Genomic DNA, 14,760 nt, shown 5'->3' with positions numbered 1-14,760 from the left:
TCAACTCTTCCCGCTAAACGTGTTTAAAACCGGTGCGGCTGTCGGGTTGTACTGGTAGGACTGCCACGTGTAGTCTTTGTAGATTTCCACAATTCGGTAACCTTTATAAGTCGTTCCCCAGCTCCCGCCGAAGTGGCCGTCGAAGAAATAGGGCTTTTTGCCGTAGATTTTCGTGCTGTCCTGGTCGTGGTCGTGGCCGTTGAAAATGGCACGCACATTGGGCGTGTTTTCAAAAAGCTCGATCACTTCCTTGCATTCGATGCCGTTGACCGTCCATTTGGACGGAGTAATGTGCAGGAACACAAAAATGCCTTTTTTCTCCTTGTATTTGGCAAGCTCGTTACGCAGCCAGGTCACGTCGGGACACACATACTCTCCCTTTTCATTGGAAGTATCGCCTACCACAAACGCATATTCGCCCTTTGCGAAGCTGTGGTTGGTAGCATATCCCCAGGTGCTTTGCCACACATCGGGCGCCACTCTGTCATGGTTGCCACGGCTCACATAGTAAGGCACGCTCAGGTTCGAGATTGTGTTCTTGAAATCGTACAGCAATGTGGGGTCGTCGTGGATCAGGTCGCCATTCAGGAAGAGGAAATCGACGCCTTTTTGCAGCTTTTCGCGGTTTACCCAACTCACCAGATCTGTATGGAAGCTCTTGAACTCCGTGCCGGGCTGTCCGTAATGCCCGTCCGAAGCAACGATGAACCGCAGGCTGATATTCGCCGCCGGCTGTGCTTTTGCGGTTTCTGATAATAGCGTGATTCCGGATAATGCAGGCAGAAGTTTTAGAAAAGACCGTCTCTGGAAAGGCATGGTTTATCGGGTTGGGATGATCGGATCAGGGGTTTTTTGTATTTTCAAAAATAGCTATTCGTCCATTATATTTCCTTAATGTTGCAGGTTGTTATGAAGATTTAATGAAAAACTGAACGCATGGACCGGCTTATTTTACAAAAAGCGGCTTCCTACTGTGCCTACCAGGAGCGGACGCAGGACGAGGTGAAACAGCGGTTGAAAAAATGGAATGTGTGGGGCGACGAGGCCGACGAAATCATCGCCGAGCTGATCTCCATGAACTACCTCAGCGAAGAGCGCTTTGCGAAAACCTATGCCGGTGGGAAATTCAGGATCAAGAACTGGGGCCGCATGAAGATCCGGCAGGAGCTCAACCGCCGCGGCCTGAGCACTTATAGCATTGAAAAAGGGATGGACGAAATCGGTGATGCCGATTATGTGGCCGGTTTGCGCGAACTGCTTGCGAAGAAGCGGAATTTACTTTCTAAAACAGAAACCGACCCATTTAAATTGAAACAAAAGCTGGCGAGGTTCGCGCTGGGAAAAGGCTATGAAAGTGAACTGGTGTGGAAGGAAATAGGGGAGTTATGATGTATTTTAATGGTATGGTCATGCTGAGCGGACCGGGCCGCTCAGCATGACATAATGCTAGAAATCAGAGTCGAACGAAATTTTGTGCGCGGATTCTTTGTCCTTCACACCACTCATTACGCCGGCTTTCTGGTATTCTCCCACACGTTTTTCGAAGAAGTTGGTCTTGCCCGGAAGCGAGATAAGCTCCATGAAATCGAATGGGTTGGCTGAACCGAATTGTTTCGGGCAGCCGAGTCTTTCGAGCCAGAAATCGGCGATGTACTCGATGTACTGCTTCATCAGATCGGCATTCATGCCAATCAGCGACACCGGAAGTGCCTCACTGACAAATTCTTTCTCAATTTCCACCGCATCCAGCATGATTTCGATCACGCGTTCCTGCGGAAGCTGGTTCAGAATGTGTTTGGTATAAAGCAAGCATGCAAACTCGCAATGCAACCCTTCGTCGCGCGAGATCAGCTCGTTCGAGAACGAAAGTCCGGGCATCAGGCCGCGTTTTTTGAGCCAGAATATCGAACAGAATGAACCCGAGAAGAAGATACCTTCCACCGCCGCAAATGCGATGATGCGCTCCGCAAATACGGGGCTATCGATCCATTTCAATGCCCAGTCGGCTTTTTTCTGTACACATGGAATGGTTTCGATCGCACGCAGCAGCCTGTCTTTTTCTGCCGAATCCTTAATGTATGTGTCAATCAGCAGCGAATAGGTTTCGGAATGGATGTTCTCCATCGCAATCTGGAAACCGTAGAAGCATTTGGCTTCGGCATATTGCACTTCGCTAAGAAAATTGACAGCCAGGTTTTCATTGACAATCCCGTCGGACGCCGCGAAGAACGCCAGTACATGGGAAATAAAATGTCTTTCACCATCACTCAGATTCTCCCAATCCTTCATATCCTGCGACAAGTCGATTTCCTCGGCCGTCCAGAATGAGGCTTCGTGACGTTTGTACATTTCCCATATGTCGGAATGTTTGATCGGGAACAGGACAAACCGCAGGGGATCTTCGGTCAACAGGGGTTCCTGTCTGCTAAGTTCTTGTGACATAATTAATTAGCGTATTTTGCTGGAATCAGAATGAATATAACGTTAGTACTGGCCACAGCTCAGAATGCCGGGCCGGAGGAAAACAAAGCTACACGCTTTGGGCTAGAATTCAAATAAAGTGCCGTGATGGCGCCGCAGGAAAATTGGAGCCGGGCCATTGGTTAATTATTAAAGCGATGTGAATGAGCGTGTGGGTATATAGAAAGGCGTAGCTCCTTTGGATGTCTACCCCGAAAATATCGCAAATACATCGTTAACAGCAAGACTTATGCCCGTCACAGGCCTGAGGAGGTACGTGAACCTGGTCCGGAACACCGGCAATCCGTTCGAGTACCTTTTCGACAAATTCCACCATCGTGGCAGAACGCTACATTTTGCCACCAAACCCGCCAGGCTCACATTCGAGGTCCCGGCCAGTCTCTACCAGGTATTCAAGGAAATTTTCATGGCCGACGTGTACAACATCCGGCCGCTTGCCCGCGTATTGCCCGATGATCCGCTGGTGATCGATATCGGCGCGAACGCCGGTTTTTTTGATATATTGCTTTTATCTAAGGTAAAGAATGCCCAAATTTATGCGTACGAGCCTCTGAGCAGCAACATCGAACGCATGCGTTCTGTTGCCTCCTCCAATCGCAGATTCGATAAAAGCGTGATCATCAAGCCTTTTGCCGTAACCGGAACATCCTGCGAAATGTTGCGGCTATACGCACAGGATACGGATGATAATCAGGTGGTCGCTTCTTCGTTAAAAGATTTTAGTGGTGATAATACCAGCGAACGCTGGTTTCCGGCCGTTTCATTCTCGGAAATTATGGCCGGTATGCCGCGGACGAAGGTCGATTTATTGAAAATGGATTGCGAGGGAAGTGAATATGATATTATTTTGAACACGCCTGCGGATATCGTTTGCCGGTGTGAAATCCTGTTAATAGAGGTGCACGATATTGATGACCGCTATAATGTAGTGACGTTCAGCCAATATCTGAGGGAGCTGGGTTATGAAGTGAATTATACGCCGATCAACGGCTTTTGTTATGCGCTGGAAGCGTACAAAAAATGAACAAGCATTTATGTTGAAACGAGTTCTGATTGATTGCGAAAGGATGAGGCACCCTCATACCGGGCTTTATCATTACTGCCTTCAATTGGGGAATTCGATCCTGAAAAGGGTTGGGGAAGAACGGGATAAGATCGCTTTTTACCTACCTACTTCGGCGGAACATGTTTTTGGAGAAAATGCGAATTACGTCTCCCAGCATTTTATGCACAAATTGTTTTTTCCAGATACGAGCTCGGTCGATATCTGGCATTGTACTTACCAGGGTTCACGCTATTATCCGTTTGGCAAAAAGGTATCAGTGGTTTTGACAATTCACGATTTGAATTTCCTGTATGACGGCAAGCGATCGGAGAAACGAATTAATAAGTATTTAAACAGATTACAACTGAAAATCGATAGGGCCGATCACATTGTGGCCATTTCGAATTTCGTTCTGGAAGATCTAAAAAAGAACCTGGAATTAGGTAACAAACCGGCGTCGGTGATTTACAACGGTTGCAATATCGATGATACTGCGACTATTGCCACACCTGAAAAACACATTGAAGGACCATTTTTATTTACAATAGGTACGATTGTCGGCAAAAAGAATTTCCATGTGTTGCCCGCATTGCTGGCTGGGAATAATTTTAAATTAGTCATTGCCGGTATCGAAAGCAGTCAGGAATATAAAAAGCTGATCCTTAAAGAAGCCCAGAAATGGAATGTGCTGGACAGGCTGATATTTACAGGGCCGGTTACTGAGAATGATAAAAAGTGGTATCTCAGCAATTGTACGGCTTTTTTGTTTCCATCCATCGCGGAGGGATTCGGATTACCGGTGATCGAGGCGATGTATTACGGGAAGCCGGCAATCTTGTCGCGCTGCACCTCGCTGCCGGAAATCGGTGGAGATTGTGCCTATTACTTCGATAATTTCGAGCCCGAGCATATGCGTAACGTGCTCCACGCGAGCCTGGAAGACTATAATAAAACAAAGCCCAGGGAAAAAATCCGCGATCGGGCAAGATTTTTCTCCTGGGACAGAGCTGCTTCCGAATACCTTGAATTGTACCGGAACCTCGCTAGTTTAGCTTAATGACCTGTTGATATTTCAGCATCATCCGGAAGTTATTGATCACATCGATAATGCCGATTTCGGACTGATGTTTCTTCATTTCGCGGTTGAAAGCCACTTTCTTCGCTTGCAAATTTCCCCGGTTCTTAATGAAATCCCAATAGGCTTCGACCTTGAAAAATTGAAGCGTCAGCATGCCGAGCAGCACGTCGCAAAGCAGAATTTGCAGGTGCCATAATTTAAGGTCCATACCTTGCAAATGCAGGTAATGAACATAATACCGGTTGCGGAAATGGATTCTTTTGATCGCTTTTTTATGGTTATGGTTTTTCGTGCTGGCCGAAACTTCATGCCGGCAAACGGCATCGTGTTCATAATAACATTTCCAGCCCAGTCGCCACGCGCGAATCGAAAGTTCCTGATCTTCGCCATAATAGGGATTGAACATTTCGTTGAATCCATTGATAGCTTTCAGCTTTTGCGTATCCATTAATGCAATGGCGCCTGATAAATAAAATGTAGGCGTAAATGCATTGATATTCTGTAAATGGAAGAAATCGGATGACTTGATTTTTCTTCCCGAAATTTTGGGCTCTCTCGCAGCTTCACGGATGAGGTCGTCGTTCATTCCGATTACCCTTCCCATTACACCGAAAGTGTCTTCCAATTCGAAATACTTATATAGTTTTTCCATGTAACCCGGTTCAAGGGTTACGTCTGTATTTAAAAGGAATATTAAATCGTTGGTGGCATTCTGGATGCCGATATTGCAGGTTTCTGAAAATCCGGAATTGGTTTCTTTACGGATCAGCGTGATTTTATCGCCATAATGTTCTTCAAGGTAAGCCACCGAATCGTCCGTAGATGCATCGTCGATGACGATTATCTGAACGCTGGTTTCAAGTTTTTGAAGGACCTTATAATTATGTTCAAAATATTTTTCAAACAGATGTTTCCCGTTATAGTTGGGGATTACTACTGATATACTTTTCATAGATAATCGGTTATCAAGTTAGTTGAGAGTTTTTTTAATACCCGATTCTGTAATACTTCCTCTAAACAGGATGGCGTTCATGATCTTATCCATTGGTGAAATTATATAGCTCATTCCCATACCCTTGCGGATATTTTTTTATACAAATATCAAGCCAGCGTTTGTGGGAGCTACGCAGCCTGGACTTATGACTCTATTGTTAGGGAAATGGTTGGAAGAGGGTCGGTACTACCTGGCATAAACTCCGGCCGCCGAAATATAACTTCTATACTAACACTATGACGAAAATTTTATTGTATTCCCTCTTAACATAAAAGATTACACCAAAGTTATGCCCGAAACGTATAATCATAGAAAAAACTATGCGTGTGAGAAAACTTCCTTTCTAAATCCATTTTTTTCTTCTGAAAAACCAAAGGACAACGAGGGATGAAAAGACCATCAGAAAGAGCGAAAGCCAAAAGCCCCACGGTTCACCTGTCGAGGGTATGTGCTGGTAATTCATTCCGAAAATACCCGCAATAAGGGTGGGCGGCATGAAGATGATCGTCACCACGGTGAAGATTTTGATCACCTGGCTTTGTTCGAGGTTGATCAAACCCATGAATGTGTTTTGCAGGTATTCGAGCCGCTCGAAATTGAAGGTGGTGTATTCGAGGAGGGAGTTGATGTCTTTGAGAATGATCCGGAGGTGCTCTTTGCGGTCCTCGGGAAAATACTGGCTCCTGAGAATGCCAGAAAGCACGCGCTGCTTGTCGATGCTGGTTTCACGGAGCATCATTGTGATTTCCTGCAAGCCGCTGATGCGGATCAGGACTTCCTGCCGCGTTTTCTGCTCGTGGGTAAGGTCTTTGCTGATCGCCGAGATGTCTTTGGAAATGCCTTCGAGCGCGTCGGCGTCCGCTTCAATGCGTGTTTCGAGCAAAAGCAGCATAAAATCAACCCCACCCTGGATGCCCTCGGGGCTCACTTTCATCTTCTTCACGGTGTCGGCAAACGTTTTTGAATCGCCGCGCCGGTAAGTGAAAAGCACATTCTGGTTGAGAATGAACGAAATCGGGTAAGTCTCGTATCCATCCCGGTCGATTTTTAGGAAGTTGGAGTTGGCGTTGATCGTCTCGTTTTGCTCAAAAAAACGTGAACTGCTCTCAATTTCCACGATTTCCTGGGGTGTTTGAAAGCTGATATTGCATTTGTTCTCCACCCATTCCTCCTCTTCGGCGCTCGGAGATTGCAAATCCACCCAAACCAGGTTCGGGATTTTCCCCAACTCGCGGATATCGTTTTCGCGCTTGATGACTTTACCGTCCTTATAGAATATGCGTACCATGGGTTAAAGTTGGTAAAAAAAAGCCATACGCTTAGCCGTTCGTTCATCGGTGTTGCATTGGCTTGGAACGCCCACCGGTTAAAGCTAACTTGTATTCGCTAATTAACACACACTTGTGAAAGAGAAATTTTACCCGTTTGAGGCATCGGAGGATTACATGCGCTTTTCGTTTGAAAGCAGATCGCAAGACCGCGTGGTGGCAAAATCCGTCGAGTTTAACAGAATCGGCGCGAAGACCAGGCTTTACCGGGTTGTGCTAAGTAGGGAAGTTGGCAGTTGGTCTTCCATCTTCGAGATTAGGGGCATATATGATGGGAAGGCCATTCCTTTTCAAAGCAATATTGCATTTGAAAGTTTCTTTGTTAAACGCAAAAATGAGGTCAATGAAACCGAGAGCAAAAAGTTACATGCTTGATTTGTCGAAAGTAAAGATTAATCCAAATCTGAAAAGCCATGCGAACGACCCTTTCGTTGTCCGCAAAATCGAAGAAGCGAAGCGAGTATTAAAGTCGTTGAAAACGCCGATCGACGATATTTGGGACTAACTCCCGCACTTTCCTGAAACTCTCGTATTTTTGCGTAATGCAAAATACAGCTTCCCCGGGAATATTAACGACGCAGTTCTGGTTGCTGGGCCTTAGCTCGTTTCTTTTCTCTTCCAGCTTCAACATGCTGATCCCCGAACTGCCAGCTTACCTTTCGAGCATGGGCGGGGCTGAATATAAAGGAGCCATTATCGGTCTTTTTACATTGACGGCCGGCCTTTCGCGGCCGTTCAGCGGCCGGCTTACCGACCGCATCGGGCGGGTTCCGGTAATGGCTTTCGGCTCGCTCGTGTGCTTTGTCTGCGGGTTTCTGTATCCGATTTTTACCACTGTAATGCCGTTCCTGCTGCTCAGGCTGGTTCACGGGTTTTCAACCGGCTTCAAACCCACCGGCACCGCTGCGTACGTCGCGGACATTGTGCCGGTCAACAGGCGTGGGGAGGCGATGGGCATCCATGGCATGTGCATGAGCGTGGGCTCGGCGTTCGGGCCGGCGATCGGCAGTATGATCAGCCAGCAGTTTTCGCTGAATGCCCTTTTTTATACATCGTCTCTGCTCGCATTTCTTTCCATCGCTATCCTTCTGAATATGAAAGAAACCTTGCAGGAAAAGCAAAAACTCAGTTTGAAGTCGTTTCAAATCACCTGGCGGGACGTTTTTGAACCTGATGTGTTCAGCCCGGCGCTCATTACATTCCTCTGCTATTTCGGATTCGGGGCCGTGGCGACGATCACCCCGGATTTCAGCGGTTACCTGGGCTTGGAAAACCGTGGGCTGTATTTCATGATGTTCACGATATCTTCCATCATGGTCCGCCTTTTTGCCGGGAAAATATCCGACCGTCATGGCCGGATGCCCGTCACGATCGTAGGCTGCATTATCCTCATCATCGCGATGATCATCACCGGATTTGCCGATTCGGTGTTCACATTCCTGACCGGCGCCGCGTTTTTTGGCGTTTCCATGGGCATACTGTCGCCGGTACTTTCGGCATGGACGGTCGATCTGAGCGGCGATCACAACCGCGGCCGGGCCATCGCTACGATGTTTATTTCTTTGGAAGCCGGTATCGGGCTCGGTGCATTCCTTTCGGCCGAATTATTTGAAAATCAGCGCCAGAACCTCCCGCTTGTGTTTTTCTGCATGGCGGCATTTGCCCTGGCGGGACTTTGCTACACCGTCATTATTTATCAGTTTAAAAAGCGCCGCGCCCGTGTTATTTGACGATACTTTTCAGACCATCGCAGGCCCCGCGGAAGGGTTTTTCAAGGATAAGGGCAGCAAATTTCTCGCGTACGCCTTTCCAGTAGAAAACGATTTGCAGGCCAAATCCCACCTGGCCGAATTGTATGAACTGCATCCGAAAGCCGTTCACCATTGCTATGCCTATCGCCTCGGCGCCGATCGCATGAGTTATCGAATGAGCGACGACGGTGAACCATCGGGCACGGCGGGGCGGCCGATCCTCAATACATTATATTCCAGAAATGTGACCAATGTGCTCGTCGTGGTGGTGCGGTATTTCGGTGGGACGCTGCTTGGTGTGCCGGGGCTGATCAATGCGTACAAAACTGCAACGGAACTCGCGCTGGATTCGGCGGAAATTGTGACGCGGCATTATTCCAGCGTTTACAAACTGACATTTCAATATCCGCTTATGAACGACGTCATGCGGATCGTGAAGGAAATGGAGCTGCCGGTGCGGCGGCAGGAGTTCGAAATGCAATGCGAAATGGAAGTAGAGGTGCGCTCCACACTGGTAGAGCGTTTTATCACGCGCGCGGGTAATGTCGAAGGCCTTTCGGTAAAGCTGGGCGACTAGTTGTTGTCGCGCAGCATCCGTACAAAATCGTCCTCGTACTCTTTGATCGCTTTCAGCAGTTCTTGCAGCTCTTTTTCTTCGGCTGACCCTTTTTTTGCATTAAATATTTCATCAGCCCGCTCCGAGGCTTTTTCATATTCGCTTTCGTTCGTGATTTTCATGTTCGCAAGTGTTTGAATGATTCGTCAAAAGTATTTTATTGTTTTTCAATGCACAAAAAAACCGGCACGAAGGCCGGCTCTTTTGGGGTGCATTAGTGGGTTATGCCGGGGTTAATATCCGGGATTTTGTGTCAAAGTAGGTTTGCCGTCTTTCTGGCTGTTGAGGATTTCGTCCTGTGGCAGCGGGAAATACAGGTTTTTCTGTGTGAAACTTTTACCTGCCATATAACCCCGCTTGTTGAACACCCGTCCCGATGGCTCTTTGCCCGGCACGGCCTCTTCCGCAGCATATTTGTTCAATACTTTCTCGGCAATGCCCCAGCGAACGAGGTCGAAGAAGCGGTGACCTTCCATCGCAAATTCGAGGCGCTGCTCCATGCGCACCGCGTTTCTGGCGAAGTCGGCACCTTTGGAAGCGAATGTTCCCGCAGGATAAGGCTCCACTTTGTAGGTCACGCTTTCGTCCTGCACCGAACCGGTTTTCGCGCGGTTGCGGATCTGGTTTACCAAATCCTGCGCGGTGGCCAGGTTGCCCAGTTCTACTTCGCATTCGGCCAGCCACAGCAGCACGTGCGACAGTTTGATCAAACGGTAGTTATTATTCACGTTCCGTTTGCTGGTGGAGTGGGTTGTGCTGTTTTCTTCGGCCAGGTAGTACATCCATTTTTTACCGGTGAATGGACCTGCATATGCCTGGTCGCGAATCCAGGTCGAGCCGGGCATCGGGCCCCAGTCGAGGAAGTTCACACCGCGGCGACCGACGGTCCAGTCGAGGCGGGGGTCAACGGGAACCGTTTTGTCCAATGTAAATGCCGCCGAGGCTACAATTCCCTGATCGTTCGGCAAATCTACTTTGTTGTAAGTATCCAGTGTTCCATCCGCTGCATTACCGATCATCGGAAGTCCGTTTTCGGTTTTAAATGCATTCACAAGGTTGTGAGAAGGCTGGTAGAAACCGCAGCAGCCACGTCCCGGTGCGCCAGCTGAATACGGCCAGTTCAGGTTGTCGCCAGCATTACCGTTGTTACCATTGGTGCCGTCATTTACCGAAAACTGCACTTCCAGGATCGATTCGCTGTTGTTGTTGCCGGTTGTGCGGTAGTTGTCGTGGTAGTTCGCTACCAGTTTCTTGCCCGAATTTTTGACGACATCATCCAGCAGCACTTTCGCTTTATCCCACTTTTTCTGGAATAGGTAGGCCTTCGCCAGGTAAGCCTTGGCCGCCCATTGTGTTGCACGGCCTTTCTGAGCCTGCGTTACAGGCAGGTTGTCCGCCGCAAATTGGAAATCCGCTTCAATTTTCGCCCAGATATCCTCCGTGTTGGGCACTTTGGTCGAGTTGGGATCACCTGCATTGTAGATCTTCTCGTCGATAAAAGGCACATTGTTCCACATTTTTTTGGCCTCAAAATGATAGTGTCCGCGGAGGAAACGTGCTTCTGCCACCACCTGGATTTTTTCGGCGTCGGACATGTCTTTCACATTCGGGTTGCCTGCGATCTGGATTACTTCGTTCGCGCGGGCAACGCCGTCGTAGGAATGCCACCATTTACCGAGGAAATAGGTGTTGTCCGAAAGCCAGTTGTATTGTTCAATAAACGACTGTTCGGGCTGGTCGCCGGCGTCGGTGCCTTTCACGGCGTCGTCGCTGCTGATTCCACCGAAAACGTAGTTGGAGATGGTCGACTGGCGGCCGGTGTTACCCGCGCCCACGCCATCAAGCAGTGAGTATGCGCCGATCAGGAGGGCATTCACACCATTTTTATTGCTTAGCTGATCTAGCGACGCGCGCCCCTGGGGTTTCAGATCGAAGAAATCGTCGGAGCAGGAGAAGCTCAGGCCGACCAGCATGCATATTAATAAGGTCTTTTTCATTGTATGTTCTGTATAATGAAGATCAGAGATAATTAGAAACTGAAACGCAGGCCGGCCAGGTAGGATTTGGCCACAGGGTAGGAGCCTTCATCGACGCCCATGTGGGTATCCTGGTTGTTTTCACCGGATCTTCTCAGGTTGATATCCGGGTCCAGACCGGTATATTTTGTGAGCGTAAACATGTTTTGTCCCTGAATGTAAATCTGCGCAGAGCCCAGTTTCGCTTTTTTCAGCCAGGCAGACGGCAACGAGAAGGTCAGCTGGATGTTTTTCAGGCGGAAATACGAGCCGTCTTCGAGGAAGTAGGAAGAAACCTGCTGGCTGGTAGCGTCACCCGAGTTCAGGCGGGGCAGCTTGGCATCGTCGCCCGGTTTTTTCCAGGAGTCGTAAAGCATTGTTTTCGAGCGGTTACCCTGGAATACGTTGAAATCCGTCCAGTATTTCACGTAGTTGAACACCTGGTTGCCCTGCACGCCTTGTCCGAATAAGGTCAGATCGAACCATTTGTAGCCAACGCCCACATTGATACCGTAGTTAAAGTCGGGGTGCGGGTTGCCGATAATCGTGCGGTCGGCGGCGGTGATCACGCCGTCGCCATTCACATCGCGGAACTTGAAGGTTCCTTCTCTCGTGTAAGAGCCAAATTTCGGTGCGGCATCCGCTTCCGCCTGGTCTTTGATCACACCATCCACAAAGTAGCCGTAGTAGCTAGCGATCGGCAGGCCGGCTTTCGTGGCCGACATGGCCGGCAGACGTGTTGTGAAACCGAAGATCGTCGCATTAGGGTCGTTGTTCAGTTTCAATACTTCGTTTTTATAGTGGCCAAAGTTTACGCCCACCATGTAGCTGAAATCGCCTTTTTTCTCTCTGAAATTAATACCCAAATCCACCCCGCGGTTACGTACTTCGCCAATGTTGGTGTAAGGGATCGTACCGGTACCGGCTGTTCTCGGGATCGCGATCTGCGTTAGCATATCGGAGGTAATGCGGTTATAAAGGTCGAGCACCACTTCCAGCTTGCTGTTGAACAACGACGCGTCCAGACCGATGTTGGTAGAGGTATTCGTTTCCCATTTGCCATTGCTGTTACCGAACTGCACCAGGTCAAAACCACCTACGATGGACGTACCGGTACCGTTGATATCGTAAGCATTGTTCTGCGGATCGGCCGCGTACAGCGTGTAAGCATTATAAACGTTAGGGATGAGCTGGTTACCGGTTTTACCCCAGCCGAAGCGCACTTTCAAATCGTCGACGAACTTCACAGGCTTCATAAATGCCAGCTCGGTCATCCGCAAACCCAGAGAGAATGCCGGGAAGATACCGTAGCGGTTCGATTCCGAGAAGCGGGATGAGCCATCGCGGCGCAATGTGAAGTCGGCCAGCACGAGATCTTTGAACACATAATTGATTTTTCCGAATTGGGAGAACAGCGCACTTTCCGTGGCGCCGGGCCCTGCATTGCTCAAACCGGCCGCCGAACCTGCATCGAGATAGCGGTAATCGAGGTCGTCGAATGCAAATCCGCTCCGGCTCGCCCGGAATTCCGCTGCGTAAGTCTTCACAGCTTCTGTACCCAGTAAGACATTAAAATTATGCACGCCGAAAGATTTAGCATAATTCAAAGTGTTGAACCAGGTGAACGAACGGTCCACATTATTGATCACGTTCAGGCTGTTCGCATTACGGGCTTCGGCCGCTTCAATGTCGCGGTGGAAATATTCCGAGCGGTTCGACTGGTTGTATTCGATACCAAGGCTGGTGCGTGCAAAAAGCCCCGGAAGAATGTCCACTTGCGCAAACACGTTACCGAATGCGTGCGTGCCTTTGGTCAGGTTGTCTTTCTCGCGGTACAAACGGGCCAGCGGGTTAGGCGCATTACCGAGGTTACTGCCGCGGCTTCCTGCAAATCCATTGTAATCGGACGTGTTGTTTCCGCCAAGCGCCTTCGGGCCGCCGGAGATATCGAACACCGGGATGATCGGGTGCACGCGGATCGCGAACATGATCGGGTTGCTTTCGTCGTTGTTGGTGATGCCTTGTCTCTGGTCGTAAGAGAATGTAAAGTTCTCACCCACAGTTACTATCCCCTTCTTGAATTCGGTGTTGGCGCGTACGGAATACCTTTTGTATTTGGTGTATCTCAAAATACCGTCCTGCGTGAAATAATTGGCCGAAAGTGCATATTTAGCTGCTTCCGAACCGCCCGAAGCACCGATCTGGTAGTTTGAAATCGGTGCCGGATCGAAAATCACGTCCTGCCAGTCGGTTCCTTCTTTGTTGGCCTGGGTGATGTTGAATGCCGTTTTACCAAGCCTTGGATCGGCAATGTCGTTGGTATAGATAATGTCCGAAGGCAGCGTGCCGTAGATGTTCGGATAAATGTAGTCAGCGACGGTCTGGTTGCCGTTTTCATCGAATTTGTATTGGGCAGAGGGCGATGTCACCGAGGGGTTTTTACCAGCGCCGAGGTCAGCTTCGTACAGATATTGGCCCAGCTCTTTCGTATTGAGCAGGTCGAGCATCTTGCCGGGACGTTGCGTGCCGGTGTAGAAGTCAAATGTAATGTTAGGAGCGCCGGTTTTGCCTTTTTTGGTTGTGATGATCACCACCCCGTTCGCAGCGCGGGCGCCGTAAATGGAAGCTGCCGAAGCGTCTTTCAGTACCTGCATCGACTCGATGTCGTTCGGGTTGATCTGGTTCAGCGTTCCCTGCGTAGGCACGCCGTCGATCACGTAGAGCGGGCTGTTGTTGTTAATCGAACCGAAACCGCGGATACGGACCATCGTTCCGCCACCCGGCGAGTTGTCGTTTCCGACGGTTACACCCGAAGCGCGCCCTTGCAGCATCTGCGTAACGCTCGCAGTGGGCACGGAAGTCAGTTCTTTGGGGTTGATCACGGTTACCGCGCCGGTAATGTCCTTTTTACGCTGTGCCGCGTAGCCGGTTACCACCACTTCGCTCAGGTTTTTGATGTCGTCTTCGAGCGAAACGTTGATCGTCGACTGGTTACCAACCGTTACTTCTTTCTTGATTAATCCGATTGAGGAGAAAACCAGGACCGCGTCGGTACCTTTTACGTCGATAGCGTAGCTACCGTCCGCGTCGGTAACGGTACCCACAGCCGTTCCTTTCAATTGTACGTTTACGCCGGGAATGCCGGTTCCATCAGCAGAGGAGGATACTTTACCCTTGACCTGATGATCCTGGGCGTACGATAAATGCGCTGCTATTGCAAACAGCATAATCATGACACCCCGGAAAAGCGGGACTAGTAAATGTTTGTTCATAAATTAAGTTGGGGATGATGTTAAAAATGTATTACTAATTGTCAATATACTGTTTAAAATAGAAAATTCATCCCTGTGTTTAGGAATATTTTTATAATTAATATAAATAAAATAGTGGTTACATAATATTCAGTCTTGGAAAAGTTTTATAATGCAATCGTTTGCATTCGTCATTTTTTC

The 14,760-nt window shown here is 48.9% G+C and carries 14 protein-coding genes; 7 read left to right on the top strand and 7 right to left on the bottom strand.

The window, feature by feature from the left end; genetic code table 11:
* A complete protein-coding gene (locus DFER_RS16305; RefSeq protein WP_015812751.1) occupies positions 1-816 on the bottom strand; it encodes a metallophosphoesterase family protein in 816 nt (271 codons plus the stop codon).
* Between the two features lie 120 nt (positions 817-936).
* On the opposite strand from DFER_RS16305, the gene DFER_RS16300 reads away from it, so the two are divergent.
* Positions 937-1,389, top strand: a complete 453-nt coding sequence (locus DFER_RS16300; RefSeq protein WP_015812750.1) for a regulatory protein RecX — start codon at positions 937-939, stop codon at positions 1,387-1,389.
* A gap of 57 nt (positions 1,390-1,446) precedes the next feature.
* Here the strand turns inward: DFER_RS16300 and DFER_RS16295 are convergent, their stop codons facing one another.
* Complete coding sequence (locus DFER_RS16295; RefSeq protein WP_015812749.1) at positions 1,447-2,442, bottom strand: ribonucleoside-diphosphate reductase small subunit; 996 nt, start codon at positions 2,440-2,442, stop codon at positions 1,447-1,449.
* Positions 2,443-2,710: 268 nt separating this feature from the next.
* Here DFER_RS16295 and DFER_RS16290 point away from each other — a divergent pair, with 268 nt between their 5' ends.
* The gene (locus tag DFER_RS16290; protein WP_015812748.1) at positions 2,711-3,505 is read left to right on the top strand and encodes an FkbM family methyltransferase; all 795 of its coding nucleotides are present in this window, start codon (positions 2,711-2,713) and stop codon (positions 3,503-3,505) included.
* 202 nt (positions 3,506-3,707) lie between these two features.
* On the top strand, positions 3,708-4,583 hold the full coding sequence (locus DFER_RS16285; protein WP_229206022.1) for a glycosyltransferase family 4 protein: 876 nt from the start codon (positions 3,708-3,710) through the stop codon (positions 4,581-4,583).
* Here the strand turns inward: DFER_RS16285 and DFER_RS16280 are convergent.
* Complete coding sequence (locus DFER_RS16280; protein ID WP_015812746.1) at positions 4,570-5,556, bottom strand: glycosyltransferase family 2 protein; 987 nt, start codon at positions 5,554-5,556, stop codon at positions 4,570-4,572. The genes DFER_RS16285 and DFER_RS16280 overlap by 14 nt on opposite strands.
* A 385-nt stretch (positions 5,557-5,941) precedes the next feature.
* Positions 5,942-6,886: a magnesium/cobalt transporter CorA gene (gene corA / locus DFER_RS16275; protein WP_015812745.1), complete on the bottom strand. Its 945-nt coding sequence runs from the start codon at positions 6,884-6,886 to the stop codon at positions 5,942-5,944.
* 157 nt (positions 6,887-7,043) lie between these two features.
* Here corA and DFER_RS30920 point away from each other — a divergent pair, with 157 nt between their 5' ends.
* The 4 genes from DFER_RS30920 to DFER_RS16260 are packed head-to-tail and all read left to right on the top strand — an operon-like array spanning position 7,044 to position 9,254.
* Positions 7,044-7,301, top strand: a complete 258-nt coding sequence (locus DFER_RS30920) for a DUF6934 family protein (protein ID WP_374754565.1) — start codon at positions 7,044-7,046, stop codon at positions 7,299-7,301.
* Complete coding sequence (locus DFER_RS30165; RefSeq protein ID WP_015812744.1) at positions 7,270-7,431, top strand: hypothetical protein; 162 nt, start codon at positions 7,270-7,272, stop codon at positions 7,429-7,431. The genes DFER_RS30920 and DFER_RS30165 overlap by 32 nt, the downstream gene beginning before the upstream one ends.
* Before the next feature lie 37 nt (positions 7,432-7,468).
* Positions 7,469-8,656: an MFS transporter gene (locus DFER_RS16265; RefSeq protein ID WP_015812743.1), complete on the top strand. Its 1,188-nt coding sequence runs from the start codon at positions 7,469-7,471 to the stop codon at positions 8,654-8,656.
* Entirely contained in the window at positions 8,646-9,254 is a 609-nt protein-coding gene (locus DFER_RS16260; RefSeq protein WP_015812742.1) for an IMPACT family protein, read from the top strand. The genes DFER_RS16265 and DFER_RS16260 overlap by 11 nt, the downstream gene beginning before the upstream one ends.
* On the opposite strand, the gene DFER_RS30160 is transcribed toward DFER_RS16260, so the two are convergent.
* The 3 genes from DFER_RS30160 to DFER_RS16250 all read right to left on the bottom strand — a co-directional run bounded on the left by DFER_RS30160 (position 9,251) and on the right by DFER_RS16250 (position 14,580).
* Positions 9,251-9,415, bottom strand: coding sequence for a hypothetical protein (locus tag DFER_RS30160; protein WP_015812741.1), 165 nt, complete (start codon positions 9,413-9,415; stop codon positions 9,251-9,253). The genes DFER_RS16260 and DFER_RS30160 overlap by 4 nt on opposite strands.
* Before the next feature lie 111 nt (positions 9,416-9,526).
* On the bottom strand, positions 9,527-11,290 hold the full coding sequence (locus DFER_RS16255; protein WP_041735213.1) for a RagB/SusD family nutrient uptake outer membrane protein: 1,764 nt from the start codon (positions 11,288-11,290) through the stop codon (positions 9,527-9,529).
* A gap of 32 nt (positions 11,291-11,322) precedes the next feature.
* On the bottom strand, positions 11,323-14,580 hold the full coding sequence (locus DFER_RS16250) for a SusC/RagA family TonB-linked outer membrane protein (protein WP_015812739.1): 3,258 nt from the start codon (positions 14,578-14,580) through the stop codon (positions 11,323-11,325).
* Between the last annotated feature and the right edge of the window lie 180 nt (positions 14,581-14,760).

This window comes from Dyadobacter fermentans DSM 18053, from assembly GCF_000023125.1.
GTDB classification, from domain to species: domain Bacteria; phylum Bacteroidota; class Bacteroidia; order Cytophagales; family Spirosomataceae; genus Dyadobacter; species Dyadobacter fermentans.
The sequence above is the reverse complement of the archived record's forward strand: the minus strand, read 5'-3'. Positions and strand labels throughout refer to the sequence as shown.

Coding starts and splice junctions, on each gene's coding strand:
- DFER_RS16300 (WP_015812750.1), top strand. CDS start 937: ATGGACCGGCTTATTTTACAAAAAGCGGCTTCCTACTGTGCCTACCAG.
- DFER_RS16295 (WP_015812749.1), bottom strand. CDS start 2,442: ATGTCACAAGAACTTAGCAGACAGGAACCCCTGTTGACCGAAGATCCC.
- corA (WP_015812745.1), bottom strand. CDS start 6,886: ATGGTACGCATATTCTATAAGGACGGTAAAGTCATCAAGCGCGAAAAC.
- DFER_RS16265 (WP_015812743.1), top strand. CDS start 7,469: ATGCAAAATACAGCTTCCCCGGGAATATTAACGACGCAGTTCTGGTTG.
- DFER_RS30160 (WP_015812741.1), bottom strand. CDS start 9,415: ATGAAAATCACGAACGAAAGCGAATATGAAAAAGCCTCGGAGCGGGCT.
- DFER_RS16305 (WP_015812751.1), bottom strand. CDS start 816: ATGCCTTTCCAGAGACGGTCTTTTCTAAAACTTCTGCCTGCATTATCC.
- DFER_RS30165 (WP_015812744.1), top strand. CDS start 7,270: ATGAAACCGAGAGCAAAAAGTTACATGCTTGATTTGTCGAAAGTAAAG.
- DFER_RS16285 (WP_229206022.1), top strand. CDS start 3,708: ATGCACAAATTGTTTTTTCCAGATACGAGCTCGGTCGATATCTGGCAT.
- DFER_RS16290 (WP_015812748.1), top strand. CDS start 2,711: ATGCCCGTCACAGGCCTGAGGAGGTACGTGAACCTGGTCCGGAACACC.
- DFER_RS16280 (WP_015812746.1), bottom strand. CDS start 5,556: ATGAAAAGTATATCAGTAGTAATCCCCAACTATAACGGGAAACATCTG.
- DFER_RS30920 (WP_374754565.1), top strand. CDS start 7,044: ATGCGCTTTTCGTTTGAAAGCAGATCGCAAGACCGCGTGGTGGCAAAA.
- DFER_RS16255 (WP_041735213.1), bottom strand. CDS start 11,290: ATGAAAAAGACCTTATTAATATGCATGCTGGTCGGCCTGAGCTTCTCC.
- DFER_RS16250 (WP_015812739.1), bottom strand. CDS start 14,580: ATGAACAAACATTTACTAGTCCCGCTTTTCCGGGGTGTCATGATTATG.